The following is a 26,695-nucleotide window of genomic DNA, read 5'->3' on the forward strand; positions in this document are numbered from 1 at the left end:
CGAGCTGAAGGCTGCTGCGCGCAAGCTACGCACGCATCCCTCCGGCAAAAAGCGCAGTCTCGAGGCCAGCATCCACGAATATGGGATCCTCAATCCCATCGCAGCTTTTTGTCGGCGCTGATCTGTCGCCCTCGCATTGGAGCCGCAGTCGACACCCGTATTCCCGCTTTATGCCGTAAACGTTTAAATCGGCTCGCATTTATGGCACAGCCCGCAAGCTGCCGACACTTTTCTATGCGCGGCAGCGTCAGGCCTGACATTCGCTGCGGAGTGGGTGACCCGTTCAATCCATACCGGATGCGACAATCTTGCTCCCCTCCCGTCCGTCCGGTTACTTTTTCAGTACCGTCAGTGTCCGTGCACTGGCGGAGCTTTTCCGTTATCGATCGACTTCGTTATCGACGGCTAGCGCATTGGCATATGTCATCAAATTTTGGCCGGTAGGTGACCGTCCGGTTCGGAGTCGGGTTGCGAGGATAACAGACACTCATTCGCTGTCGGCTGCCGACCAAATTGCGGCGTTTGCCCCTCTTGGCGCGAACGTCCGGATCTGACAGGAGCCGCCATCCGGGCGTAATGCAGTTGCCGGTCTCCAGCCGACCCGTCCTGAGTAAGCGGTAAAAATCCCCCACATTTTCATGATTTGGCGATTTGGTAATTAGTGCGCCTTGCATTTGCGAGGTTGCGATGAGTGGTGATTTCGAAACGGGTTTCGAAACTGAAAGGGCTGAGAGGGCAGGCAAGGCCGAGCGTCTTGATGTCATTCCCTTGTCGAATGGCAACCGTGGATGGACTCCGGCGGCGAAGGCGCGGATCATTGAGGAGAGCTTCAAGCAGGGAGCGAATGTGTCTGAGGTGGCGCGGCGTCATGGCATGCTCCCGCAACAGCTTTATAACTGGCGAGGGCGTTTCCGAGAGCGGGCCGAGGGGATGGCCTTTGTTCCCGCGGTGATCGAAGACCCGGCTGCACCTCCCGTACCGCCGCCATCTTCCGGGCCACCGGCGCCCTCAGTGTCATCGTTGCCCGCGAGCCTGAGGAGTGGCGGTGAGATCGTCATCGAGACCCGCGGGCTGTCGATCCGCATCCCGTCGCACGTCGATGCCGACCATATCGAGCGGGTGCTCCTGGCCGCGCGGGTGACCACGTGATCATCCCGCCCGGGCCGTTGAAGGTGCTGGTTGCAACCCAGCCCGTGGACTTCAGGAAGGGCATGGTAGGCCTCGCCTCACTGGTGCAGCAGGAACTGCGGCTCGACCCATTCTCAGGCATGCTTTTTGTCTTCCGGGCACGCCGGGCAGACAGGATAAAACTCCTGCTATGGGATGGCACCGGGCTCGTACTCGTGACGAAGCGGTTGCAGGATGGGAAGTTCCGCTGGCCCCGACCGGGAGACGGCGTGATGAAGCTGTCGGCGGCCCAGGCTTCGGCGTTGTTCGAGGGGCTGGACTGGTCGCGCATGCATGTGCCGCGCGTGCCAAAACCACTTCATGCACAGTAGATCGCACGCCTGATTCTGTCTGGCGCAGGGGTGTTCCCAGCCGTGCGAAACCGGCTAGAATACGGGCGTGGCGGCGCATCCTGAACCCCCTCTCGAGACCAGCCCGGAGGCTGGATATGACGAGCTTCCCGATAATGTGGAGCAGCTCAAGGCGATGGTGCTGGCCGAGCGCGCTCGCGCGGCGCGGCTTGAACATATCCTCAAGCTGATCAACCGCTCGACCTTCGGCAAGCGTTCGGAAAAGCTCCCGGTCGATCAACTGGCATTGACGCTGGAAGACCAGGGCGTCGCCCTTGGCGAAGCCGATGGCTTGCAGGACAAGACCGCCGAGGAGGCCGAACGTTATGGCCTCAGGCCGCGTCGTCGACGGGCTCCGGATGCCGAGCGCGCATCACTGCCAGCGCATCTGCCGCGCTTCGAGACAGTGATCGAGCCCGAAAGCCTGGAATGTGCCTGTGGCGGGGCGCTACACAAGATCGGTGAGGACCGGTCCGAAAGGCTCGACATCATCCCGGCCCAGCATCGTGTGATGGTGACGATCCGACCCCGCTATGCCTGCCGCTGCTGTAGCGACGGCGTTCGCCAGGCGTTGGCACCGGCACATGTCGTGCCGGGCGGCTTGCCGACCGAAGCGCTGATCGCCGATGTTCTGATCAACAAATATTGCGACCACTTGCCGCTTTACCGTCAGTCGAAGATCTTCGCCCGGCAAGGCATCGAGATCAGCCGCGCCACTCTGGCGAACTGGGTTGGTCGCGGCATCGCTGCGCTGATGCCGATCACCGACAGGATGCGCGCCGATGCGCTTGCCCGTGCCCGTCTGTTCGTCGACGAAACTACGGTCAAGGTGCTGGCACCGGGAACGGGCAAGACGAAAACCGGCTACATGTGGGTCATAGTGTGCGACGATCGCGCTCATGGCGGCGTCGATCCGCCTCTGGCGCTCTATACCTATATGCCGGGACGCGGAAAAATGTGGGCCAGGCAGTTGCTAGGGTCATACCAGGGCATCCTACAGGTCGATGCCTGGCAGGCTTATGACCAGTTCGGCAAGGATGATAGCGCCGACGCCGGCGTCACGAAGTCCTTTTGTTGGGCTCACCTGCGACGCGGCTTCGTCGATGCAGGCAGCGATGCCCCGGTCGCGCAGGACGCCTTGCAGCGCATTGCCGAAATCTATCGCATCGAGAAGGAAATCCGGGGGCGCGCGGCCGAGGAACGCCTTGCCGTCAGGCAGGAGCGAACCCGTCCACTGGTCGACAAGCTCCATGCCTGGTTCGCCGCCACCGCACCGCGCATGATGGCTGGATCGGCAACGAGCGATGCGATGAAATATGCGCTCAAGCGCTGGGCGGGCTTTACCCGGTTCCTCGACGACGGCAGGATCGAGATCGACAACAACGCCGCCGAACGGGCCGTCAGGCCGGTGACTCTCCAAAGAAAAAATGCACTCTTCACCGGCCACCAACTCGGCGCCGAAAACTGGGCAGCGATCTCCTCGCTGGTCGAAACCTGCAAGATGCTGGACGTCAATCCCTACGCCTATCTCTGCGATGTCCTGGCCCGGATCATCACCCGCGCAGACACCGATCCCATCGACGATCTGTTGCCGTACAACTGGCTCGATGCCAACGCCGCCCAAGCTTCGTTCGAACTAAGCAGCATCGCAAGCGCCGCCTGATCACTCAGATGACAGCACCGCTCCCAAGGCCACGTGGGGGATTTTTACCGCTTACCGTCCTGACGTTGCATTCTGCCGTCCACCTTCAACTCGTTGGGATGGTCCGGGACTTAGGCCATTACCCCGTCGTGCGAACGCGCCATGGCGCGCCTAAAGGCGTCGCGCCCTGTGGTACGAGCGAGATAGGCTTGTTCTACTTCACCAAGGATAATGCAATTGCGTTGGCCTAGGTTCAGGGCGTAGGTCGCCGAGATGTCGGCAGCAGTGAATGCCTCGCCCGCGAGATAGGGCTGTCTGACAAGCTTTAAACGTTTCTAGAGCGACCGCAAGCACTAGGTTACGCCCCAATTCTCTCGCTCGGCTTCGGGCGCGATAAATCGGCTGACAACGACGAGCATCATCAGGGTCGCGAGCCCGGCCTCGCCCAGGTGGAGAAACTGCTGATAGGCGGCGAGGTCCGGATCGTGCGGCGCTGGCGCCAGCTGAGTCGGTCCATAGCGGGCCATCAGATACTCCATGATGGCGATCGATTCGACCATAACGACGTCGCTATCCTGAATCGCCGGGATTCAGTCAGCAGGGTTGACCGCCAGAAACTCGAGATTTTGCTCGGATGTCATCATGTCCACTTGCCGCAAGGCATAGGGAAGGCCCATCTCTTCCAACAACCAAACGACCCGAATCGATCGCGAGGTCTGTCCGCCCCATATGGTAATCATGCTTCGGCCATTTCCTTACGCGACTAAGGATTGAATGTAACAAACTCCTCGAAAGGCCGGCAGCGGCAGTTTGCGCTGGTAGCTCGCCGCAAGACACAATCAGTTGATCCTGATCCTTTACAAACCTGACATCATCAAAAACAGATGAATATCATTATTGCTGATGCCGCACTAATAATGCTTCTGAAAGCGCGAATGGACCTAGGATTTTGCTTATTAAGCAACCATCATTCAGCCCATTATTATAAATTATTCTTCAATATTCTTGCAGATTTCGACGAAGTATCTTTCCGGCCGGACTTTTCGGAAGATCATCAATGATCTTCACAGAGCGAGGATATTTGTAAGCAGCCATACGCTGCTTGCAATAATCTATCAAATCCGCCTCAGACAGCTTCATTCCCGGCTTCAGCGAAACAATTGCTCTCACTGTTTCACCGCGATAGGCATCCGCGACACCTATTACGCCAACCTCCTTTACGCTGTGATGGGTATAAATGACGTCTTCCACTTCCCGCGGCCACACCTTGTAACCGCCGGCGATTATCATGTCCTTCTTTCGGTCGATGATGAACAGCCACCCGTCCTCATCCAGAAAACCTATGTCGCCCGTACGAAACCCGTCCGGGTGCATAGCTTCTGCGGTGGCAACGGGATTACGCCAATAGCCAGGCGACACAGCGGGTCCGCTAAGGACAATCTCGCCAGCTTCTCCTGCAGGGAGCTCTTTCCCGTGATCGTCGACGATCCGAACGGAGAATGTTGCGACCGGCTTGCCGACTGATAGCGTTACAGTCTCCGGGTCTATCCGACTGGACCCGTCTGTCGGCTCCATGAACGCGCCCCCGGTCGTCTCGGTCAGACCGTAGGCGGCGCGAAGCAGGTTGCCGGTGAAGGCGCGATATTGCTCGACCACAGCCACAGGTACGGGCGCACCGCCGCTAAAAGGCTTAACGATGCTTCCCAAAATCTCACGTGTGGCACCTGGGGCGTTCATCAAGGCGATATAGACCGTTACCGATCCAGAAGTCGTTTGTGGCTTATGCCGCGCAATAGCCTCGATGACGATTGCCGGATCGAACCGGTAGCACAAGATGAGCGAGCCCATGGCATGGATCGTGCTGCCGCCAGCCATCACTATACCAGCGATGTGAAATAGCGGCGCGATAGCCAAAGTCACAACGCCGTCAGGCAGATCCTGTGAACCGCGGGACAATTGGGCTCCCCAAGCCACGCCTTTGTGAAGGTTGATCGCAGCCTTCGGTACGCCGCTGGTCCCTGATGTGTAAACGAGCATGGCAATGTCATCTGGCTCGATGATCGCCGGGTCGGTAACGATGCCCATGCCGGCCTGGGCAAAAGCGAGGAGATCCGACGCACCGTCCGGTGTTGCGGGCTTCGTTCCGGCAAACAGCCTTTCATCCGGCCTCTGCTGAAACTCCCACCCGCTGGTGGACAGGATCGTTGCGGGCCGATGGACGTCATCCTCAAGCTTAGTGTAGGCGAGTTCAAAGAGTTCATTCTCAAGCACCAATACTTTGGGCTCGGCATCATTCAGGACGAAGGCGAGCTCGCGCGCCCTGTTCATCGGGTTAATCGGCACAAAGATGCCTCCGCGCTTCCATGTCGCGAACAACACGATAAGAAATTGCGGAATATTCTGCATGAAGCAGGCGAGCCGGTCACCCTTGACAAACCCAGCGCCGGCGAGGGACGTCGCCAATCCGTGGCTAAGGGCATCGACCTCACCATAGCTCAGCGTAGTGTCAAAATAGTGCACGAAGGGCCGTTCTGGCCCGGCCGCCACCGCCGAACGAAATAGGGCCAGACCGTTGGCATGATCGGGTTGGCTGTCGAAAGCGCCGGGCGCAACCAATGGATTCACCGTGTCCGCTCCAGGATACTGACATAATTGGCGACGGCCGTCCCGCCCATGTTGAAAACGCCCGCAAGCTCGGCGCCATCGATCTGCATGCCCTCGGGTGCGGCATGGCACAGTTGCATCGCCGAAAGGACATGCATCGACACACCGGTGGCGCCAATCGGATGACCCTTTGCCTTAAGCCCGCCCGATGCATTGACCGGCAATCGGCCGCCGATTTCCGTCCAGCCTTCGCGTATGGCTCTGCTGCCCTGCCCTTCCGGCGTCAGACCCATCGCCTCATATTCGATGAGTTCTGCGATGGTGAAACAGTCATGCGTCTCGACCAGGCTCAAATCGTCCAGCGTGAGGCCCGCGTCGTCAAACGCTTTTGCCCATGCCTTGCTGCAACCCTCGAACTGAATTGCATTCCGACGCGACATCGGGAGGTAGTCCTGCACATGCGAGGCAGCGCGAAATGCCACCGCGCGCCGCGCCGATCGGGCGACATCGTCGCTTGCGAGAACGAGTGCTGCAGCGCCATCGGACACGGGGGAACAGTCGGTGCGCTTCAATGGACCCGCAACAATGGGGTTACGGTCACTTTCCTGACGGCAGAAATCATAGCCAAGGTCCTTGCGTAGCTGCGCCCAGGGGTTGCGCACGCCATTGCGGTGATTCTTGGCCGCAATCATCGCCAGCGCATCGGATTGGTCACCATGTCGGTCATAATAGGCTGTTGCGATTTTCCCGAAGAGGCCCGCGAAACCACCCGACACTTCGCCCTCTTCCGGGATAAAGGATGCGCCGAGCAGATTATTGCCGACTGCGTCGCCGATCGTGTCGGTCATCTTCTCGACCCCGACGACCAGCACATTTCGAGCGCGGCCCGCCAGGATTGAAGTGAGCCCTTGATGGACTGCTGCCGAACCGGAGGCGCACGCGTTTTCAGTCCGGGTCGCAGGCTTGAAACGGAAGGCCGGAGAAGCCTGCAGCACGAGGCCGGCAGTCAAGCTTTGGCGCGAGAAGCCACTGTTGAAATGTCCCACGAAGATCGCGTCGATGTCGGCGGGATCCACGCCGGCATGGTCGAGCGCCTCATTGGCGGCGGCAACGATCAATGTCTCAAGCGTATCACCTGCAAGCTTACCGAAGGGGGTGTGCCCCCATCCGATGATGGATGCTGTCATGATTATTCCTATCTGATGGGCGTCAACAGTTGGCGCTTCGCCAACCAGAGGAGCGTCGTCTGTGTGGCGTCGGCCAGCAACTCCGGTTGCCCTGCATAATAGTGGGTCGCGCCATCGATGCGGACGAACTCCTTGTCGGTCGATGCCGCGGCATCGAATATCCGACGGGGATGCGGCTGCGGCACCGCATCGTCGGCGCTGTTTTCGATGACCAACAGCGGCGCCTTCATCCGGGCCGCACAAACCAGTCCATCACCATTGCTATCGTCGATCGACCATTGCGATAACCAGGATCGCAGCGTGGAAAAGCGTGCAAGGCCGACCGGTCCGCTATTCACCGTTTCAGGATTGCCCATATACGACCAACCGACGCGCCGATCGTTCGGATCGAGGCTTCCGTCGAGGAAGCGCGGATCGGCCATCGTTCGGTGCGTGATGAACCCACGTTCCAACTCGCCTGTGTTGCGGCGCCTCAGAGTTTCCAGTGTGTCTTTTGCCCAGTCCGAAATGCGCCGGATGCGCGCAGCCTGTTCAGTCCGGTAATGGGCAATGAAGTCGGCGCTGTACGGTGGTTGGTTCGAATTAGCCGGATCATATATGTCGAGCTCGCGGTTTCGAACATCCGGATTGAGCTCGTCCATGATTGACGGGTCGATAATGTCAGCCAGCAGTTGGCAGCGCGACATATGCGCTGCCTGGAAGACAACCGCGTCCGCCGGCATCAGCCCGGCACTGACAAGATCGACCGGATCTCCCGCTGGCGTGCGAGTGATCGTGGGATTTTCTGCCTGCGACTGGTAGAATAGCGACAGCGAGCCGCCGCCGCTCCACCCGACCAGCACAACCTTGTCGTAGCCCCATACTGTCTTGGCATGCCGAATATAGGCACCAAGATCCAGCAGGACCTTCTCCAGGATCGCTGCCGTGTCGTTACGCGCGTAGCGGCTTCCCGCGCACAGCACGTGCACGCCAGCGCTGGCCGCCGCACGTGGGACCGGTAGCAATTGGAGGGTGGAAGCCGGGTGCATGAAGATCAGCAGCGTATCGGAAGGAATGCCGCGAGGTCGGATGCGTACGCCTTCCAGGTTCACCGCCCCTTGGTTGCCCGAGAAACCGTAGGTCTCGGTAAAGGTTGCGTTCTCGTCATAGGCAACATGCACCCATTCGAAGTCGAGCTCCATTGCACCCTCAGACATCAGACAGCCTCCCCATCGCAGTCAAACGCGGGACCAGGTCGCCGAGCGGCCCAGGTTTAACCGGCTTCGCGCCTTCGGTGCTAACGATACGAGGAAATGCTTCATCGAACATGTCGATCGTCACCGGATCGATAGGGTCAAACTGCACCCCAGGGGTTTCGAATATCCTATGCTGGGCGAAGAAGCCCCCGCCCGCGGAGATGATCATAGCCGTCTTGCTGCAGCGTTCGCTTGCGAGCCACGCGACGGCTGGCGACACCAGATCGGCCCGCAGCCATTGTGCAAGGTCGCCTATCGGAATGCCTTCGGTCATCCGCGTCATTGCGCTTGGCGAGATCGCATTGACTAGAACATTATGCTTGCGCCCCTCCAGCGCCAGACAGTTCATCATCCCAACCAGCCCCAGCTTCGCAGCTCCATAATTGGCCTGGCCAAAATTGCCGTTTGTGCCGGCGGGGGATGTCGTGAAGATGATCCTGCCATATTTCTGGGCGACCATGTGGGGCCATGCCGCGTGCGTGAGGTAGAAGGCGCCGAAAAGATGAACCGCCAGAACGTCGGCGAAGTTCTCTGCCGTCATCTTGGGGAAGCTGCTGTCGCGCAGGATGCCCGCGTTGTTGACGACGATGTCGATCTTGCCGAACGTCGACATCGCGGTTTCCACGATGGCGGCGGCGGATGCGGGATTGGCGACATTGTCGTAATTCGCGACCGCCACGCCGCCTTGCGCGGTGATTTCATCGACGACCTGGTCCGCCGCCGAATGGTTCTCACCTGAGCCTTGAAGACTGACGCCGAGGTCATTGACGACGACCTTGGCGCCGAGCCGGGCAAAATAGTGTGCATATTCCCGTCCGAGGCCGGCACCGGCGCCAGTTATGACAGCAACCTTATCCTGCAAGTCGATACCCAATTTTCGCTCCTTGGAATCTTGCACTTAGCGGACCACGTCTCGGACCGATTTTCACATGGTTTACTACCGTGCTGGCGGCCGCTCGACAGTCCCTCCCGTGGGGGACGGATCAGGGTGAGAAGGCTGCGCGGGATGTCCCGTCTTCAAGGGACTGCAAGGACGAATGCCATGACCTAAGACTTCACACATGCCAAATCCCGCACCCGAGCCACCAAAGGAGGTCACGCTGTCCCTGAGCGATCCAGATTTATTCCGTCGGGAGATCCGCGCCTTTCTTGATCGCGAGCTCACCGATCGGATGCGGGGTGCGCCCCGGACGATCATGCTTTTGGATGTCGACATACAGCAGGAGTGGCACCGGCGGCTGGCCGCGCAAGGATGGGCTGTCCCGGACTGGCCGCTTGAGCACGGCGGCACGGGGTGGAGCCAGGAGCAGATGAACATCTTCTTTCAGGAGATGGTGCGGGCGGGGGCGCCGCCGCTTTCGCCCAATCTCCAGATGATTGGGCCGGTGCTGATTGCCTGGGGGACTCCCGAACAACAGCAACGGCATCTGCCGCCCTTGCGGTCAGGTGAGATCGTCTGGTGCCAGGGCTTTTCCGAACCGGGAGCCGGTTCCGATCTGGCCTCGCTGCGGCTGAAGGCCGTGCGAGACGGTGATGATTATGTTCTCAACGGCCAGAAAATCTGGACCAGCTACGCCCATGCCTCGGACTGGATGTTTGCTCTTGTCCGCACCAGCACCGAAGGCAAGCCGCAGGCCGGCATCAGCTTCCTGCTGATCGACATGGCGACCCCCGGCATAGTCGTACGGCCGATCCGCTCGATTGATGGCCTCCACCACCTGAACGAGGTCTTCTTCAACGATGTGAGGGTTCCGGTCGGCAACCGGGTCGGCGCGGAGAACGACGGGTGGTCGGTTGCGAAATATCTTCTGCAGCACGAGCGCAACGGTGTGGCAGGCGACGTCTATCTTCGTATGCGCCTGGCTAAAATCCGTGCCATCGCAGAGGCGCTTCCAGACGATGAAGGCGGCGGTACGATTGCCGCCGATCCTGTTTATGCCCGTCGTTTCCGAAAGGTGGAGGTCGAGCTGCTCGCGCTCGAGGCGCTGATCGCAAGCGCCGATGCCGCAACCGATCCGGAGTTCAAGCAGCAAATCTCTTCGGTGCTCAAGCTGCGCGGATCGGAGATCGAGCAGGCGATCGCCGAACTCGGCCGTATAGCGATGGGCAGTCTGGCTTGGCTCGACCAGTCGCATACCCTTGAGCATCCGGACGAACCAGTGGTCGGGCCCGCCGGAGTACCCGAAGCAATGTTGAGCTACCTGCTGGGTCGCGCTGCTAGCATCTACGGCGGATCGAGCGAGATCCAGCGCGGTATCATCTTCAAGCAACTCCGCCAGTATGGCGTCTGATTGGACCGGCATGCCACAATATCACCTCACCGACGATCAAGCTCAAATTCGTGAAATCATCGGACGATTTCTGGTCGATCAATATGGCCATGAAGCCCGGGAGCGGATCAAAGCGTCGCCAGGGCACTGGTCACCCGATATCTGGCATGCCTTCGGCGAAGAACTGGGCCTTCTCGGCTACCTCTTTCCCGAGCGGGCCGGCGGTATGGGCGGCGACGCAGTCGATGCTCTGCTCATCATGGACGCCTTCGGCGAGGCGCTGGTCGTCGAGCCTTTCCTAGAAACCTGCGTCATCGGCTCCGCGCTCCTGAAAGAATCAGGTACTCCGGCAGCCGAGGCGCTGATGGTCCGCGCCGTCGAAGGCTCCGCGCGTTTTTCCATTGCGTTCGAGCAAGGTGGTGCCCGCTATGCCCCACTGGCATGCAAGACGAAAGCGAAGCGGTGTGACGGCGGGTATGTCATTTCGGGCGGAAAAGTGATGGTCGTAGGGGCCATGGCCGCCACGCATCTCTTCGTCAGCTGCTCAATGGAGGGCGAAACAGGTATCGGCATCTTCGTAGTCGAAGCTGACCGCGCCGGGCTGACACACGATTTTGGTCAGACGCTTGACGGTAAGAGCGTCTCTCAGCTGCAGCTGGACGATTGCGCCGTCACCGAGAGCGATCTTTTGATCGCACCGAGCCGCGGTCCCGAAGTACTTGAGCAAGTCTTGGACATCGCCACGGCAGCAATATGCGCCGAAGCTGTCGGGATTATGCGCCGCCTTCTGCGCGACACTCTTGCTTATACTTCCCAGCGCCGCCAGTTCGGTTCTGCCCTCATCGACTTTCAGGTGCTCCAACATCGGCTTGCCGATATGAAAGTCGGCTATGAGGAGGCGCGCGCCATGGCATTTTTCGCGGCTGCGATGACCTCGGACACCCCGGAGCACCGACGGGCGGCCATTTCCGCGGCAAAGATCCGGATTGGCGAGATCCTCGGGGCTCTCGCACGGGAGGCCGTGCAGATGCACGGCGCGATGGGGATGACCGATGAGCTGGCCATCGGCCATCTTTTCCGACGTGCCACCGCAATTGAGGCGATGTTCGGGTCGACGGATTATCACATGGCACGGCTCGCTCGCCACGGACTTCCCACGCAGTCCCTCGCCCGATCGATCCTGTAAGGTTTCGGAAAAAGCGGCGTGTTCGTCCCGGTCACTAGGGACAGCGCAGGACCACGCTGACGGAGTATTCTTTGCAAACAATACGTGAATAGGAAGCCACCGATGACCCACCCTGCCCCTGTCAGTTTACGGCGCGCTAATCCCGGTCTAACGCCATTGATGCTGAGCCATGCCGCTTGGGTCACCCATGATGTGGAAACGACGGCGGACTTCTACATGCGGATCATGGGCATGGAGCTTGCTAGTACGGTGATGGGCGAATCCATTCCATCAACCGGCGATGATTTTCCCTATTTCCACATTTTCTTCCGCATGGCCGATGGGTCCACCATCGCATTCTTCGAGGCACCCGGCCTGCCGCCAAGACCACCCGTTAGCCACGCGGCTTATGAGCTGTTCGATCATGTCGCCCTCCAGGCTGCAAATCATGAAGAGGTCGATCGCTGGCGCGATTGGCTGGTCGCAAACGATCTTGAGGTGATCGGCCCCACTGATCATGACGGCCTGATCTACAGCATCTACTTCCACGATCCAAATGGTCTGCGACTGGAAATCACGACGCCGACTGATCCCGATTGGAACAAGCATACTGAAAAGGGAAAAAGTGATCTGGCATTGTGGTGCGAGGGCAAGAAGGCCGCCGCGAACGTGGGAGAGGATATCAGCGCTGCAATGATCAAGGTCATTCAGCAGAATAGCCGGCGGGGCAAATAGGCCATGGTGTCGATTCATCCCAATTGTGGCGATTCCCTTAGCGGCCTTTTACGTGACGGCATGACGATCTGCGTCGGCGGTTTCGGTTTGTGCGGCGTCCCCGAACGGCTGATCGATGCCGTCCTGGATTCCGGGGTGCGTGATCTCACCTGCGTTTCCAACAACGCCGGGGTCGACGGAGAGGGGCTCGGCAAATTGCTGCGCTCAAGGCAGGTCCGAAAAATGATTTCATCCTATGTCGGCGAGAACAAGGAGTTCGAACGACAGTATCTAGCAGGCGAACTGGAGGTCGAATTCTGCCCTCAAGGCACCTTGGCCGAGCGCCTGCGGGCCGGTGGTGCGGGCATTCCGGGCTTCTACACCCGCACCGGCGTCGGCACGCTGGTAGCCGAAGGCAAGGAAACGAGAATTTTTGATGATGATGCCTACATTCTCGAACGTGGCATCCGCGGCGATCTTGCCCTCGTCAAAGCCTGGCGAGCTGACGAGGCCGGGAACATCATGTTCAGGCGGACAGCACGGAACTTCAATCAGCCGGTGGCGACGTCAGCCGCGATGACAGTGGCCGAAGTCGAAGAAATCGTGCCCGTCGGTGCCCTTGATCCCGATGCGATCCATCTTCCGGGCATCTACGTGCAGCGGCTTGTCTGCCCGCCGCCGTACGAAAAAAAGATCGAGTTCAGGACTACTCGCCAGCGAGAAGCGGCATGAGCGCGGGGCCCATGCGGGGCTGGGATCGCCAGCAGATCGCGGCACGCGCGGCTCAAGAGTTGGAAGACGGATTCTACGTTAATCTCGGCATCGGCATTCCAACGCTCATCGCCAATTGTATTCCGGACGGCCTGAACGTCACGCTGCAATCGGAAAACGGCATGCTCGGCATAGGCCCCTTCCCCTATGAGGAGGATGTCGATCCCGACCTTATCAATGCGGGAAAGCAGACGATAAGCGTGTTGCCATCGTCCAGCTTTTTCTCCTCTTCAGACAGCTTCGCGATGATCAGGGGCGGGCACATCAACCTGACGGTACTGGGCGCCATGGAGGTCTCCGAGACCGGAGACATCGCGAACTGGCTCATACCCGGTAAGATGATAAAGGGCATGGGCGGCGCGATGGATCTAGTCGCGGGGGTACGCCGCATCATCGTGACGATGGACCATGTGTCGAAATCCGGCGAGCCGAAATTCGTCCCACATTGCTCCCTGCCGCTGACGGGTGCCGGCGTGGTCGACATGATCATCACGGATCTTGCCGTCTTCGAACGACCCGACCGGTCCTCGCCTTTCCGGCTGGTCGAGCTCGCTCCTGGGGTTACCGGCGACGAGGTGGCGGCGCGAACTACCGCCCATTACGAGATCTGAGCCGTCGGCGCCCGCATGTTCAAGGAACACAGTATGACGAGACACTTTGAGAATGCCGCCAGCCTGGCGGCAGAGCTGGGCAAACCTATCGGCCCTGGTGACTGGCTGGAGATCACCCAGGCCCAGATCGATGAATTCGCCGATGCAACCGGCGACCGGCAGTGGATCCACGTAGATATCGAGCGCGCCGCGCGTGAGGCGCCTGGGGGCAAGACAATCGCCCACGGTTATCTGTTGCTAGCGCTGCTCGGCAAGCTCCAGCCTGCGCTGTTCACCGTCGGCTCACCCCGGGTGCTCAACGTCGGGCTGAACAAGCTGCGTTTTCTTGCGCCGGTGCCTTCGGGCGCGCGAGTGCGTCTGATGCAGACGGTGAGCGAGGTCGAACCACAGGGTGCGGGCACCCGCATCACCTTCGCCACGGTTTTCGAGCTTGAGAGCGCGAGCAAGCCGGCGCTGGTGACCGATATCGTCTTCCTGTATTTCGACTGACTGGAGCAGAGGTGAGCATCAACGGACAGGCCTATGTCGTCGGCGCCTTCGAGCATCCACTCCGCAAGGCCCCTCACAAGACGATACCCGAACTTCATGCCGAGGTCGTGCGCGGAGCACTCGACGACGCCGGATTATCCTTAGGCGACATCGACGGATATTTCACGGGTACGGATGCGCCCGGGCTCGGCTCGGTATCGATGGCCGAGTATCTTGGCTTGAAGCCGCGCTTCATCGATACAACAAGCACCGGCGGCTCGGGATATATCATCGCGGCCGGCCACGCGGCTGCCGCCATTGCAATGGGCAAATGCTCGATCGCGCTCATCACGCTTGCCGGGCGACCGCGTACCGGACAAGAGTTGCAGGGTGAGATGCCGTTCCTGTCCGATCCGCTCGTTCCGGGCGTTCCTTATGAGGCGCCGTTCGGTATCAATATCGTCAACGCTTACGCCCTGGCGGCCCGGCGGCACATGCATGAGTTCGGCACCACATCCGAGCAACTCGCCTGGGTGAAGGTGGCGGCGTCGCACCACGCGCATCACAACCCGAACGCGATGTTGCGCGATGTGGTGACGGTCGAGGACGTTCTGGCCTCGCCGATGATCGCTGATCCACTGCACAAACTCGATTGCTGCATTGTGAGCGACGGGGGCGGCGCCCTCATCCTCGCCCGGCCTGAAATCGCGAAAACGCTTGCCCGACCTTTGGTACGCGTCCGTGGGTCGGGCGAGGCGTATAAGACGTTGGATGGCGGCAGGGTCGACCTGACATACAGCGCGGGGCGGGATTCGGGGCGCGCCGCATTTGCCGAAGCGGGCATCGCTCCCAGTGATATCGACTATGCCTCCATCTACGACAGTTTCACGATCACCGTGCTTATGCAGCTCGAGGATCTCGGGTTTTGCGACAAGGGCGCGGGCGGACGGTTCGTAGCGGATGGCGGCCTGATTTCGGGAGTTGGCAAATTGCCCGTCAACACCGACGGCGGCGGGCTGTGCAACAACCATCCTGCCAATCGCGGAGGAATGACCAAGATGATCGAGGCGGTACGCCAGTTACGCGGCGAGGCTCATCCGGCCGTCCAGGTTCCTGACTGTGCGCTGGCGCTCGCCCACGGCACGGGCGGGTTTCTGGGGACAAGGCATATTGGTGGGACCCTAATATTGGAGCGTGACGCGTGACAACAGACGAGGCCGATATGTCGGGCATTGCCCAATGGCGTTCCGAAACCGGCCAACTTCAGATCGGACGATGCAACGCATGCGCGACCCATCATTACTATCCGCGGAAGGTTTGTCCGTTCTGTTTCAGCGCTGACGTCTCATTGTCGGTCGTGATGGGCCGAGGCAAGGTGTACAGCCATAGCTTCACTCCGCGAGGTCCGAATGGCCCATATATGCTCGCCTATGTGACCCTCGACGAAGGGGTGACGATGCTCACCCATCTTGTCGATGTCGCGGTCGAGGATGTTACGATCGACATGCCGGTGGCTGTGGAATTCAGGCTGGTAGGCGATGGCCACGTTCCGGTCTTCAAGCCAGCATGAGCGCGGCCGAGGCCGAGATCCACTATAGCGTGGATGGCGATGTCGCGCATGTGCAACTGGCCGCGCCTCATCGCCTGAACGCGCTCTCGCCCGCGATGTCGGACGCGCTGATCGTCGCGCTTGGCCGTGCGCAAAGTGAATCGCGGGCGATATTGCTCAGCGGCGCCGGGCGCAGCTTCTGCTCAGGCGTTGATCTGGGTTCGGCGGATGCAGTCCCTCGCCCGGATCTTGACGGCGGCCTTATTCTGGAGCGTCATTTTAATCCGCTGATCACGGCCGTTCGCGACCTGCAAGTGCCGATCATCTGCGCGGTGCAAGGCGCGGCGGCGGGGGTTGGCATGGCCCTGGCATTATCCTGCGATATCGTCGTAGCGGGTAGCAATGCCTTCTTCCTCGCGCCGTTTGCCAGCATCGGCTTACTACCTGATAGCGGGCTTCCTTCGCTATTGACCCGCGCTGTCGGCCGTGCGCGCGCGCTTGAAGTGCTGATGCTAGCACAAAAGCTTAACGCCCAGCGTGCGCATGATTGGGGACTGATAGCGCGCGTGATGGCGGACGATACCTTATTGGACGAGGCACGGGCGCTGGCGACCACATTGGCAAAAGGCCCCACCGTCGCGCTGGCCGGCATTCGGGCCCTATGCTGGCACGCCGCCGAGCAATCGCTTGCCGCTGAACTTGACCTCGAGCGAGACATGCAACGCAAGATCCCCGCGACAGCGGATTGTCAGGAAGGCAACAGGGCTTTCCGCGAAAAGCGCGCGCCGCGCTTCCTGGGCCGCTAAGGCTCAGCCTGCTCCCGGATCGACGGTGTCGATTTATTTGTCGTTCCCGGCAATTTCCGCGCCCAAAAAAGCCATCTGCGTCTGCCATCGCCTACCACCCTTGCACGTCACCGATGATCACATGCTCCTGTCCGAAGCTTGCCGTGCACCGGGCGAGATCGCAGAATTGCGCTTCGTCTTCGCGCAACTGCGCAGAGGCGTAAATGCCAGCCTCACTGTGCGCCACCTCCAGACGATCCCGCTCGCTGTCCCACCACAATTCGGCAACGCCGTCAGTCAGTTGGTCGAGACCGCGGGAACGGGCAAACAGGCTCGCTACTTCACCCGCCTCCCCATGGAGCTGGACATAACGACGAATTCTCAGGTCCTGCGCCAGGCGTCGTACGAGCGGCGCATGCTGACCTATCCAGTAGCTCAGGAACTGCTCGTGTGTGAGATCGGGATGCCGGACGACTGCCAATGACATTTTGAACATCACTTCTCTCCCGATGCGTCTATCGCGCTGGGCCTTCAATCATGTTGCAGTGCCATCGACTTGCTGGCGCGCAGGCAAGCAAAAAACGATATTGTCGACAACAATCCCGCGATGGCGGCATTGAGTGACAGGCCGAAGGTCAATGCCTGCGGGCCACTCCACAGGCTGGAAAGGGCCACCACTGTCAGTGGTCCGACCGCGTAGCCTAGCAAGGCAGTTGCAAGAATATAGATGGATGTCAGCCGGCCGCGGATCGCGCGAGGTCCGAAAAATTGTAACGCCAGCGGCGCAAGAATGGCGACCGATGCAAGCCCGATCATCGCAACGAAGAAAGTCGCAATCACGAGAACCAGACTCTGCTGGCCTAGTCCGATCGGCAAAACAAGCGCGGCGAGCGTTCCACTGGCAATGAGTTCGATCAACGTACCGTCGGTACGCCCCCGCCGCGCCAAGTGCTGGGCGAGCCAAGGCCAGAAAACCGTCGAGACGACGCCGGCAAGCAATCCCACCGTCCCCAATCTGTAGCCGGCAGCGGCGACCGTTCCGCCGAACGTTCGGTAGATCATGGTCGGCATCCAGCTGATGGTGCCCATCGACACCATCGTAATCAGCGCCAGACCCAAATAGAATGGGACATAAAATCTGGCGTTATCGCCAATGTACCGCAGCATTTGTGCGAAGCTGACGGCATCACTGCGGCTTTCCGCCGCGCGGCCGCGGCGAGGATCGCGAGTAGTCAGCAGGATCACAGCTGCAAGAATCAGCCCCGGCATCCCCAGCAGGATGAACGTCAACTGCCAGGCGGCAAGGCCGGTTGGTGCCTCCAGCGATCCCGAGAAGCCGAGCACCGCACCCCCGAGCACAAAGGCTCCTGTGCTCATGATGCTGCCCATCGAGCCGTAAACCGCAGTGGGTAGGGCGCATCGTTCACGAGGAAAGAGGTCGCCGATCAGCGACACTGCCGCAGGCGTCAGGACAGCCTCCCCCAGCGCAACGCCGGCGCGAAGGATGAGCAACATCCAGAAGCTTGTGGCGAAAGCAGACGCGATTGTCATAGCGCTCCACAAGGCGACCCCAGCCGCCACGACGACGATGCGATCGCCCCGGTCGATACGGTCGGCGATTGGAATGCCGCTGAGCGCGTAAACTACGGCGAAGCCGGCGCCGAGAAGAAGAGCCAGTTGCCCGTCGCTGAGCGAGAGCGCGCTCGCCACCGGTTGCGCCATCAAGGCCAGCAAAAGCCGATCCGTGAAGGAGAGTGCATAGAGGATTGTCAGGAGGATGACGATATACCAACCCTGCCGCCCTGACCTTTGTTCAACGCGATCATCCAGATCGCCACCGACCATTGACGCGTCGTGTCGAGGGAGCATTGCGCTATCGTCTCCTGCTCTGGGCGGTGTCATTGTTGCGGATCGTAAATGCCGGCATTCAGCAGTTGATTTGATTGCAGATCGGCGCCGCTCAATCGATTGAAGAACCCCACCGAAATCCCGCCATCGACGGGGATGACCGCGCCGTTGACGTAAGATGCGTCGTCGTCGAGCAGCATAAGGACGACATTCGCGATATCGTCGGCCTGCCCGATCCGTGCGGCCGGTGTGCGATCCACGACGACATCGAGGAAGTAGTCAGGCAGCCCCCGGCGGACGAGGGGAGTATCGACGATCGTCGGTGCGATGCAGTTGACCCGCAACCCATGCCGCGCCCATTCCAGCGCCAGGTTCTTCACCAGGCCATGAACGGCGAATTTCGAGACGGAGTAGGCAATGCGCCCGGCGTGGGCACCGATCCCGTCAAGCGACCCAATACAAACGATGCTCCCCCGTCCCGCAGCGATCATGCCTCGCCCGAACTGCTGGCAGGCAATGAACGTACCCAGCACGTTGACGTCCATGACGCGGTGCCAGTCGGTTAGGGAATGATCTTCCGCCCGACCGCTTGCCGAGGTTCCCGCGCAGGTGACTAGGCCATGTACCTCGCCGAGATGGTCGATAATGCGCGCCGCGGCATCAGTCATTGCCTTTTCGTCGGCGACATTGGCCGCCAATCCGAAAATATTTGCTCCGAGTGCTCCCACCTCGTCGACGCAAAGCGCGATATCCTCGTCGCGCAGATCGATCATCGCTATCCTGGCCCCCCGGCGTGCAAGACCCAAAACTGTGGCCTTGCCGATTCCAGATGCGCCTCCCGTAACGACGACGGCTTTCCCGTCGAGATCGCGTATACTCATCCAACGTCCTCTCTTACTTCTGCTTCGCCGCGCGCCTTTCCGGCGGCGCACTCGGGCACGTCGCAATGCTCCTAGCAGTGGTTACGCCTTGTTGGCAGCCGACGCTGTCCCCTCCTCCGGGACAGACGAGGCGTTGCGAACGGTGCAGATCGGCAGCGAGGAGAAAAATTTATGGAGAACGGCGCACATTACGATGTGATCGTCCTGGGTTCGGGCGCCGGGGGACTTACAGCTGCGATTACCGCCTCTGCCCACGGGCGGTCGGTTCTGCTGGTCGAAAAGGCCGACGTGATCGGCGGCACGCTGGCCTGGTCCGGCGGGGGCGTGTGGGTACCTGGCAACCATCACATGGCCGATGTGGGCGAAAGCGACAGCCCGGAAAAGGCGCGCCTTTACCTCAGAGGGCACCTCGGAAATTATTACGATGAGGAGGCAGTCGACGCATTTTTGAGCAACGCCGCCGAAGCTTTCCATTTCCTCGAGGGTGTCGGGAAGTGGATTCGCTTCAAAAGCTATCCCGGATCGGATTATCATCCCCTCCTTCCCGGAGCGGCGGAAATGGCTCGCTCCATGTTGCCCGTGCCATTCGACGGACGCGTGCTCGGTGCATGGCTGGCAAAATTGCGTAGGCCAAAACGGGAGATGACGATCTTTGGAGGACTCCAGATCGAGGCTGCCGAGATCCCGCTGTTCCAGGATGTCTTCCGCTCACCCTCGGCATTTGCGCATGTTGTGCGCCGGCTTGCGCAATATGGCCTCGACCTCATCCGGCATGGCCGCAGTGTCCGCCTGATACGCGGCACGGCGCTGGCTGCGGCGCTTTTGAGGACGGCCCTAGACCTGCGCGTTACGATCATGCACGGCACGCAGGTAAGTCGTTTGCTGCAGGACGAGACTGGCCGTGTCACAGGCATAAGGATGCTGGCAAGGCCCGGCGAAGATGGTGAGATCGTTGCCCGCTGCGGCGTTGTCCTCGCGACGGGCGGCTTCTCGGCTAACAAGATGCTCCGGCAGCGCTACCTGCCCGATCCCGCAAACCACCTGACGCTATTGCCGAGCGCCAATGGCGGCGATGGTATTAGTCTTGCGCTTGCAGCTGGCGCGGTCATGGGTGCCGGAGCGGCCGCTCCAGCGATTTATGCGCCTGCTTCTCGTCGGCACCTGTCTGACGGTTCGGAAAGCGTCTATCCTCATTTCATGTTCGATCGGTGCAAGCCGGGATCGATGATCGTTGGGCCGGATGGACAGCGCTTCGTGAACGAAGCGGAGAGCTATCATACATTGGTCCAGCGGATGCACGCACTTAAGATCAGTCCGGCCTGGCTGATCGCCGGTCACGTATTTCTACGCCGCTACGGCATGGGATTGGCTCGACCGGCACCAAATCCCTATCGCCATCTTATCCGTGAGGGCTATCTCATCCGCGGCCGTAGCCTACACGAGCTCGCAACTAAAATCGGGGTAGATCCAGCTGGCCTGAGAGAAAGTGCCGAACGAATGACGCGTTATGCGCAGGCGGGGAATGACCCCGATTTCGGAAGAGGTGGGGACATCTATACCCGCAACCTTGGCGATCCCGCTCACGGTCCTAATTCGTCTTTGGGGGCGGTCGATGTCGGACCATTCTATGCGGTCGCCCTTTATCCAACCGATGTGGGCACCAGCTTGGGGCTGGCCGTCCGGGGCGACGGCGCAGTCCTTGCCGCTGATGGCACCACAATCCCTGGGTTGTTTGCCGCCGGTCTTGACGCAAACGCCGCTCTGCGAGGCTTTTATCCGGGCGCTGGCACCCAGATCGGACAGGCGATGGCGATGGGTTATGCAAGCGGCAAGTCGCTGGCAGACGAATAGGGTCGATCAGGGCGCCACGAGCAACGCAGCGCCCCGGCGATAGAGAGATCGTATCTGCAATACCCGACGAGTCTTCACGGTTGAACAATCTGCGGGGCTAAGCGGATGCTTGAGCGATGGATCGTTCAAGCTGTCGGCAAGAACGCTCCCCGCGGGTCCGCCATTCACGTCAACCGGCGAGGGATGTCACGCGCCTCGAGCGCCATCGATCTGGTAGACAGCACCGCTCACAAAACTCGCCTCGTCCCCGAGGAGCCAGGTGATGAGGTTTGCTGCTTCTTCCGGTGTTCCGGCGCGCTGCATCGGCATTGTCTTGAGCTTGTCAGCATAGCTTGGTCCGCCCGGGACGTGCAGCGCCTTGTTGCTCGAGCGCAGGAGCTCGGTGTCGATCGCACCGGGCGCCACCGAGTTGACCCGAATGCGGGGAGCAAGTTCTACCGAAAGTGTCTTTGTGAGGCCAATGACTGCTGCCTTGGAAGCGCCGTACAGACCCATGCCCGGCGCCGCTCGGATACCGAAAAGGGACGACATATTGACGATGGATCCTCCCTGTAGCTGCATATGCGGGACTGCCGCTTTGATCGCCACGAATGTTGCACGAAAATTGACCGCGAACACCTGCTCCAGATCAGCCAGGCTCGATTGCAGCGCGGGGCCCGACAATCCGGTGATCCCTGCATTGTTGTGCAGCATGTCTAGCCGGCCCCACCGGGCGGCGGCAGCCTCCACCATAGACGTGACGGCCACGACGTCCGCAACATCGACCTGCAGCGGCATCACTCGATCCGCGGGCAGGTCGGCCACGACATTGAGCAAAGCTGCCTCGTCAATGTCCGCCAGGCACACGCGCGCGCCCTCGGCGACGAGCCGCCGCACGACCGCTTCGCCCATGCCACGCCCAGCGCCGGTTACGATCGCAACCTTGTCGCTGAAATTGCCTCCAGTCATGCGGGATGAATTCCTTGAGTTACTGTCAGGGTTGTCGGCCATGTCACGCTTTTGGGTCGCGGTTGGCCATAGCGTTCAACCGCAACCGCGACATGGGCGAGAGACATGAGCAAGCCGTACAGGTTTTGATGCGCGGGCGGCAGGGCCGTGATCTCAAACCGTTCCAGCTCAGCCAACGCGGCATCGGCGCGGGGAGTGATTGCATCGTAGAAGGATCGGATACCGTCCATGTCGCTCTCAAACCGTGCGACGAAGCGCGCTTGGCAGTCGGGCTGGTTCCAGTAGCCTAGAAAAGGCGCGAGATCCTCAAAGCCAGGGGGCAGCACGTCGCTCATAGGCTCGCGCCACCAGACAGTCCCAGCGCATCCCGCGCCGACGACGCCTCAACCCAGCGCATAATGTGGGCGACGGAATGCTGGATCACCACTTCGCTTTGCGAGAGCTGCATGACGTCGGTCGCCCCGGAATTGATCCCCTTCTGGGTCCGTTCGACATTGCTAAGATCTTCCAGGATGATGTCGAGCGCATGCGCGATGCGATGCTCCATCGCAAAACGCTCGCGAATTCCAAGCGGCCTGCCAGTGTAAAAGCGCGCCTCGTGTCGCGTCTCGTTCTGACTGATGGGCCAGAACTGATGTGTCAGGATGCCAAGGGCATTGGTGTCGATATGCGTGTTCGGGAAGATATAATTGACGTCCATCGACCAGCTCGCGCTCTTGGTCGGATTGATTGCCGGATGACTGACAAAGCGTGCGATCGCCTCCGACTTGTCGGACGAGCGATGCCGCGGATCGAACGCCAGCGCCTCGATCGCCTGATGAGCCTTGGGCGCATAATCAGGCTTTCCATACATCGAGTTCACGCCATGCGGCCCGAAAGTCTGGACCATCAGAGGGCGACCGAACGGATTGCCATTGTCCGCGAAACGAGGCTTCAGGCTGACATCGTGAATTGCCGGGATATGATACGCCTCAGCAAAGGCGTCGCCAACGACCTTCCAGTTACATTTGAGCGTGGTCTGAATAACGACAGGATCGGCGGCGTGGATATAGTCGATCCCGCTCAGATGCGCTGCCATATCGCCAAGAAACTCCTCGAGCGTGATGTCGGGCTTGTCGCTGAAGTTCAGGAATATCCATCCCTCCCATATTTGGAGGTTGATAGCCCGGAGATGGCAGCTGGACTTGTCGAGGTTCTGAAAGTTCGCCTGGTCAGGCACACCGCGTAGCGCACCGTCCGTTGCGAACGTCCAGTTGTGGTAGCGACACACGAACGCCGGCTGATTGCCCTTGTCCTCCCATACCACCTGATTGGCGCGATGCGGGCAGACGTTGTGGAAAGCCCGTATTACATCGTCCTTGCCCCGAACGATCAGCACCGAGGCCGACAGGATGTCGACGGGTTTCACGACGAAGTCGCCCGATTTCGCGATCTCTTCCACCCGCCCCATCAGAAGCCAGGCGCGGCCAAATAGATTGGTACGCTCCGCATCATAGAATTCGGCAGAGCGATAGGGCGCGAGTGGAACTTGGCCGGTGTAGAGCGCGTCGAGCGCGGCGCCTTGCAGAACTTGCGAATACACCGTCATCGCGTTCCCTCCTGAACGGCCGCCGGGCGACGCGCTTCAAGATATTCGTCGATACGGACGATCTTGTCATCACGCAGTCTGGCCACGATGCAAACGGGTCGCGGCTCGAAAGCCTCCCCTGTTTTAAGCGTCGTGTGAATAACGTGTTGCTGCACATAGCCGTCTTCGGTTCGCACGCGGCGCACGTCAGTGTAACGGACCTCGGCGGCCTTCTCGAAAAAGGCCGACAAGAACGCTAGCGTCTCCACCCTGCCCTGTTCGACGCGGTCATAGCTATGCCAGACAACCGTGTCGTCGGTGTAGAGCCGTTCAACGGCTGCGACATCGCAAGATGTGATAGCTGCGCTCAGTGCCTCTGCAATTGCGAGCGGGTCCGTCACTAAACATCTCCTCCATTCCAGCCGCGCGACGCGGCTGTCAAAATTTGTAGCCCAACTGAAGCAATATTTCCCGCCCGCGTGCCACGACACCGCGTTGCTCGCCCAAATTGCCGGGGACGCTGGCGCCACCAGTCCGGTCGGAGGCATAGGTCAGGTAATATTTGTTTGTCAGGTTACGGCCAATCAGCGCCAACCGCCAATGATCGTCGTCGGTCGCAACGGCGAGGCTGGCGTTGAAGCGCCAAAACGAATTCTGCACCGCTGCCGGACTGAATGTGTCGGATGCGTTGTAACTTCCGCTGTAGGCAGCGTCGCCGGAGATCGTGAATGTCATATTGTCCACCGGCACATTATAATCGAACCCGGCATTTCCGCTCCAGTCGGGTGACCGCGCCGGCGCCTTGCCTTCGTTGTCCTGTTGCAGCGCCAGCGAAGTCGTGGTTGCGAAAGAGCAGCCCGGGGGCGGCACGGCTGTTGCACGAACAGAACCTGCCGGGAAGGCATATGAATAGCATTGCCCCACATAGTCGTGGAATCGGTTACGAACATAGGTGACCGCGCCGCGCAACGTCAGGCTGTCGCTTGCCCGATAGTTTCCATCAAGCTCAACACCACGCTGACGCAAGCCACCGGCGTTGCCGACCACGAACGTCACCCGCTGCGGATCGAAAGCATTGACTTGGAGATCGCTGAAGTTGAAAGCGAAGCCAGTCAGGGACAGGCGTAGACGACGGTCAAGGAACTGGCCCTTGGCACCCAGTTCGAAGCCCTTGACGCGTTCCGAGTTGAAGTCGAGGTCTGAAATCCGGGTACCTGTATTGACGAGCGCCGCCTGATAGCCGCCCGATTTGAACCCGGTCTTATAGGCCAGGTACACGGTCTGGTCAGGGGATGGGTGCCAGGTCAGCGTTGCTTCGGGCGACCAGTTATTCTCGGTGATCCGGCCAGACAAGCGGCCGGGCACCGTTTCCCGGGAAAGATGATGTTGGCAACGTTGAACGCTCCAAACCCGTAGAGGCTGGTGGTCGTGTCGAGCTTGCGTTCGTTCGTATATCTTACGCCTGCCGCAAACTCGACCTCCGGCATGACCTCCCACAAGACCTGACCAAAGCCTGAGAGGGTGCGCCCTTCCTGCTGCGTCAGTATATCGGCAGAATCGAACCGTTTGGCGATCGGATTATAGTTGGCGTCGTTCAACTTCACGTCGGCGTGATAATCGCGATCCGTCTTCTGATAATAGACGCCGCCGGCAAGGTTAAGTGCGCCGTCTAGATCGGTGGTGAAGCGAATTTCCTGGCTGAACTCCTTGATGGAGTCGGTTTCACCCGAATAAAGTTGAGAGTAGACTGTATGGTCAAGTCCGTACTGTGAGGCGACTTTCGCATAATTATATCCGGTCTGCGACGTGATTGTAACCTTGTCCAGATCTGCGACGATACGCCCCGATACGGACGTGAAATCGAGCTTGCCAAACGACCGCCCGGTACCATCCGTAAGGGGCACTCCAGCGCCTACCGTCGGGGAGACGTCGCCATTGCTCGTGTGATTGTCGGCTTTGCATTCGCCATATGGGTCCACGACACCATACATTCGGGGTTTATCGCCAACGCACGGCCCAATGTTCTGCGATGCCGTCCCCGGCCCCTGATCGCGATAGCGCGAATGGAACACCTTGAGGGTCGCGGTGAGTGTATCGGTGGGCTTATATTCAAGAGTGACGCGTCCGAGCAGTTCGTTGTTGCCATAGCGATCATGCCTTGCGCCTGGCAATGAGGCGGCACCTACAGGAGCACCGGTTGCAGGATTATAGAAAGGGTTGGCGATCGGCTGGGCATCGTTATGCATCCAGCCGTCCAGATCGCGATATCGAACTGCGACCCTGAAGCCCAGCGTGTCGCTTATCGGGCCGGATACGGTCCCATCCAGATACACCTCGTTGCCGACAAATTCATAGCCGGTTCCCAGTGAAACCTCGAAGTCCTTGGTGGGGCCGTTGCTTGTCAACGATATGACGCCAGCTGGGCTGTTCTTGCCAAAGAACAGCGCCTGCGGGCCACGCAATACGTCCACCTGTCCGATATCAAAAAAGCCGATCCCGGCAATTCGGCCGTTGCTTGTCTGGACGCCGTCAAGTGCTACCGACACCGCCTGTTCAAAGCCGGCGACATTTGCGGGCGAACTGATCCCCCGGATGCCGATCGTCCCACCGCCGGTCTGCCGCGTCGACGAAATGATGACCGAAGGCGTGAGTTCGGCGACCTTTGTAAGATCGGTAGCCACGCCGCGCTCCAATGCGGCCGGCGAGAGCGAAGAGACCGCAACGGGTACGCGCACCAGGGTTTCACCACGGGCTCGCGCCGTCACGACAATGTCTTCGGTCGAGGACACTTCAGCAGTCGGCTGGGGAGAACTGCCAGCTGTCGCGACCGGCACGGCATCTGTCTGAGCATAGGCCGCGCTCATGCCCAAAGACATGATCGACGCACCAGTTGCTAGGAGTGCTTTCAAGCTCGACATCTTTCGCATAACTATTCCCCTCCGTGATTCATCCGGCGATCCGGACTGATCTTGCGGGCACAATCTCAGATTATGGTATGCGGGGCAGTCCCCTTGCGTCGGGACAGGTGACCGGGCGAACCCGGCCACGGACCCGAATATGGTAGGGTTGGAAAAATGCGCAT

28 protein-coding genes are annotated in these 26,695 nt (G+C 60.1%); 13 read left to right on the forward strand and 15 right to left on the reverse strand.

Annotation, left to right across the window (positions count from 1 at the left end; translation table 11 throughout):
• Positions 1–687 precede the first annotated feature (687 nt).
• The 3 genes from tnpA (at position 688) to tnpC (ending at position 3,180) form a co-directional block, all read left to right on the forward strand.
• Entirely contained in the window at positions 688–1,149 is a 462-nt protein-coding gene (tnpA, locus tag U5A82_RS15745) for an IS66-like element accessory protein TnpA (protein ID WP_326291773.1), read from the forward strand.
• The gene (gene tnpB, locus U5A82_RS15750) at positions 1,146–1,499 is read left to right on the forward strand and encodes an IS66 family insertion sequence element accessory protein TnpB (protein ID WP_278391367.1); all 354 of its coding nucleotides are present in this window, start codon (positions 1,146–1,148) and stop codon (positions 1,497–1,499) included. Before tnpA ends, tnpB begins: the two co-directional genes overlap by 4 nt.
• Before the next feature lie 154 nt (positions 1,500–1,653).
• Entirely contained in the window at positions 1,654–3,180 is a 1,527-nt protein-coding gene (tnpC, locus tag U5A82_RS15755) for an IS66 family transposase (protein WP_326288792.1), read from the forward strand.
• 332 nt (positions 3,181–3,512) lie between these two features.
• On the opposite strand, the gene U5A82_RS15760 is transcribed toward tnpC, so the two are convergent.
• The 6 genes from U5A82_RS15760 to U5A82_RS15785 form a co-directional block, all read right to left on the reverse strand.
• Positions 3,513–3,719: a glutathione S-transferase family protein gene (locus U5A82_RS15760; protein ID WP_326291774.1), complete on the reverse strand. Its 207-nt coding sequence runs from the start codon at positions 3,717–3,719 to the stop codon at positions 3,513–3,515.
• Positions 3,720–3,749: 30 nt separating this feature from the next.
• Entirely contained in the window at positions 3,750–3,899 is a 150-nt protein-coding gene (locus tag U5A82_RS15765; protein WP_326291775.1) for a thioredoxin domain-containing protein, read from the reverse strand.
• A gap of 256 nt (positions 3,900–4,155) precedes the next feature.
• A complete protein-coding gene (locus tag U5A82_RS15770; protein WP_326291776.1) occupies positions 4,156–5,784 on the reverse strand; it encodes a class I adenylate-forming enzyme family protein in 1,629 nt (542 codons plus the stop codon).
• A complete protein-coding gene (locus U5A82_RS15775) occupies positions 5,781–6,950 on the reverse strand; it encodes an acetyl-CoA acetyltransferase (protein ID WP_326291777.1) in 1,170 nt (389 codons plus the stop codon). Before U5A82_RS15775 ends, U5A82_RS15770 begins: the two co-directional genes overlap by 4 nt.
• An 8-nt stretch (positions 6,951–6,958) precedes the next feature.
• A complete protein-coding gene (locus tag U5A82_RS15780; protein ID WP_326291778.1) occupies positions 6,959–8,146 on the reverse strand; it encodes an alpha/beta hydrolase family protein in 1,188 nt (395 codons plus the stop codon).
• A complete protein-coding gene (locus tag U5A82_RS15785; RefSeq protein WP_326291780.1) occupies positions 8,139–9,059 on the reverse strand; it encodes an SDR family NAD(P)-dependent oxidoreductase in 921 nt (306 codons plus the stop codon). The genes U5A82_RS15780 and U5A82_RS15785 overlap by 8 nt, the downstream gene beginning before the upstream one ends.
• A gap of 187 nt (positions 9,060–9,246) precedes the next feature.
• Between U5A82_RS15785 and U5A82_RS15790 the strand changes: the two genes are divergently transcribed.
• The 9 genes from U5A82_RS15790 (at position 9,247) to U5A82_RS15830 (ending at position 16,539) form a co-directional block, all read left to right on the forward strand.
• Positions 9,247–10,476, forward strand: coding sequence for an acyl-CoA dehydrogenase family protein (locus U5A82_RS15790; RefSeq protein ID WP_326291781.1), 1,230 nt, complete (start codon positions 9,247–9,249; stop codon positions 10,474–10,476).
• A 10-nt stretch (positions 10,477–10,486) separates the two neighbouring features.
• Positions 10,487–11,641, forward strand: coding sequence for an acyl-CoA dehydrogenase family protein (locus U5A82_RS15795; RefSeq protein ID WP_326291783.1), 1,155 nt, complete (start codon positions 10,487–10,489; stop codon positions 11,639–11,641).
• Between the two features lie 102 nt (positions 11,642–11,743).
• A complete protein-coding gene (locus U5A82_RS15800; RefSeq protein ID WP_326291784.1) occupies positions 11,744–12,355 on the forward strand; it encodes a VOC family protein in 612 nt (203 codons plus the stop codon).
• 3 nt (positions 12,356–12,358) lie between these two features.
• Positions 12,359–13,066 (forward strand): CoA transferase subunit A, encoded by a 708-nt coding sequence (locus U5A82_RS15805; protein WP_326291785.1) that lies wholly within the window; start codon positions 12,359–12,361, stop codon positions 13,064–13,066.
• Positions 13,063–13,716 (forward strand): 3-oxoacid CoA-transferase subunit B, encoded by a 654-nt coding sequence (locus U5A82_RS15810; RefSeq protein WP_326291786.1) that lies wholly within the window; start codon positions 13,063–13,065, stop codon positions 13,714–13,716. Before U5A82_RS15805 ends, U5A82_RS15810 begins: the two co-directional genes overlap by 4 nt.
• 15 nt (positions 13,717–13,731) lie before the next feature.
• Complete coding sequence (locus tag U5A82_RS15815) at positions 13,732–14,205, forward strand: MaoC family dehydratase (RefSeq protein WP_326291787.1); 474 nt, start codon at positions 13,732–13,734, stop codon at positions 14,203–14,205.
• 11 nt (positions 14,206–14,216) lie between these two features.
• Positions 14,217–15,389, forward strand: coding sequence for a thiolase domain-containing protein (locus U5A82_RS15820; protein ID WP_326291788.1), 1,173 nt, complete (start codon positions 14,217–14,219; stop codon positions 15,387–15,389).
• Positions 15,386–15,754 carry a Zn-ribbon domain-containing OB-fold protein gene (locus tag U5A82_RS15825; RefSeq protein WP_326291790.1) on the forward strand — a complete coding sequence of 123 codons (369 nt, stop codon included), beginning with the start codon at positions 15,386–15,388 and terminating at the stop codon, positions 15,752–15,754. Before U5A82_RS15820 ends, U5A82_RS15825 begins: the two co-directional genes overlap by 4 nt.
• A 50-nt stretch (positions 15,755–15,804) precedes the next feature.
• Positions 15,805–16,539, forward strand: a complete 735-nt coding sequence (locus U5A82_RS15830) for an enoyl-CoA hydratase-related protein (RefSeq protein ID WP_326291791.1) — start codon at positions 15,805–15,807, stop codon at positions 16,537–16,539.
• Between the two features lie 91 nt (positions 16,540–16,630).
• On the opposite strand, the gene U5A82_RS21745 is transcribed toward U5A82_RS15830, so the two are convergent.
• From U5A82_RS21745 to U5A82_RS15845, 3 genes are read right to left on the reverse strand one after another with little or no spacing between them, the layout of a single operon-like run.
• Positions 16,631–17,014 carry an EthD domain-containing protein gene (locus tag U5A82_RS21745; RefSeq protein ID WP_442802180.1) on the reverse strand — a complete coding sequence of 128 codons (384 nt, stop codon included), beginning with the start codon at positions 17,012–17,014 and terminating at the stop codon, positions 16,631–16,633.
• A gap of 35 nt (positions 17,015–17,049) precedes the next feature.
• Positions 17,050–18,363, reverse strand: a complete 1,314-nt coding sequence (locus U5A82_RS15840) for an MFS transporter (protein WP_326291793.1) — start codon at positions 18,361–18,363, stop codon at positions 17,050–17,052.
• Between the two features lie 53 nt (positions 18,364–18,416).
• On the reverse strand, positions 18,417–19,247 hold the full coding sequence (locus U5A82_RS15845) for an SDR family NAD(P)-dependent oxidoreductase (RefSeq protein ID WP_326291794.1): 831 nt from the start codon (positions 19,245–19,247) through the stop codon (positions 18,417–18,419).
• A gap of 171 nt (positions 19,248–19,418) precedes the next feature.
• On the opposite strand from U5A82_RS15845, the gene U5A82_RS15850 reads away from it, so the two are divergent.
• A complete protein-coding gene (locus U5A82_RS15850; RefSeq protein WP_326291795.1) occupies positions 19,419–21,098 on the forward strand; it encodes an FAD-dependent oxidoreductase in 1,680 nt (559 codons plus the stop codon).
• Positions 21,099–21,284: 186 nt separating this feature from the next.
• Here U5A82_RS15850 and U5A82_RS15855 read toward each other — a convergent pair whose 3' ends face one another.
• Genes U5A82_RS15855 through U5A82_RS15880 form a run of 6 tightly spaced genes read right to left on the reverse strand, consistent with a single transcriptional unit; the run spans position 21,285 to position 26,522 of the window.
• Complete coding sequence (locus U5A82_RS15855; RefSeq protein WP_326291797.1) at positions 21,285–22,046, reverse strand: SDR family NAD(P)-dependent oxidoreductase; 762 nt, start codon at positions 22,044–22,046, stop codon at positions 21,285–21,287.
• On the reverse strand, positions 22,043–22,381 hold the full coding sequence (locus U5A82_RS15860) for a hypothetical protein (protein WP_326291798.1): 339 nt from the start codon (positions 22,379–22,381) through the stop codon (positions 22,043–22,045). Before U5A82_RS15860 ends, U5A82_RS15855 begins: the two co-directional genes overlap by 4 nt.
• A complete protein-coding gene (locus U5A82_RS15865; RefSeq protein ID WP_326291800.1) occupies positions 22,378–23,634 on the reverse strand; it encodes an aromatic ring-hydroxylating oxygenase subunit alpha in 1,257 nt (418 codons plus the stop codon). Before U5A82_RS15865 ends, U5A82_RS15860 begins: the two co-directional genes overlap by 4 nt.
• A complete protein-coding gene (locus U5A82_RS15870; protein WP_326291801.1) occupies positions 23,631–24,014 on the reverse strand; it encodes a nuclear transport factor 2 family protein in 384 nt (127 codons plus the stop codon). Before U5A82_RS15870 ends, U5A82_RS15865 begins: the two co-directional genes overlap by 4 nt.
• A 37-nt stretch (positions 24,015–24,051) precedes the next feature.
• The gene (locus tag U5A82_RS15875; RefSeq protein WP_326291802.1) at positions 24,052–24,966 is read right to left on the reverse strand and encodes a TonB-dependent receptor domain-containing protein; all 915 of its coding nucleotides are present in this window, start codon (positions 24,964–24,966) and stop codon (positions 24,052–24,054) included.
• Entirely contained in the window at positions 24,918–26,522 is a 1,605-nt protein-coding gene (locus tag U5A82_RS15880; protein WP_326291803.1) for a TonB-dependent receptor, read from the reverse strand. Before U5A82_RS15880 ends, U5A82_RS15875 begins: the two co-directional genes overlap by 49 nt.
• Positions 26,523–26,695 lie beyond the last annotated feature (173 nt).

The sequence above is a fragment of the Sphingobium sp. CR2-8 genome, assembly GCF_035818615.1.
Classification (GTDB): domain Bacteria; phylum Pseudomonadota; class Alphaproteobacteria; order Sphingomonadales; family Sphingomonadaceae; genus Sphingobium.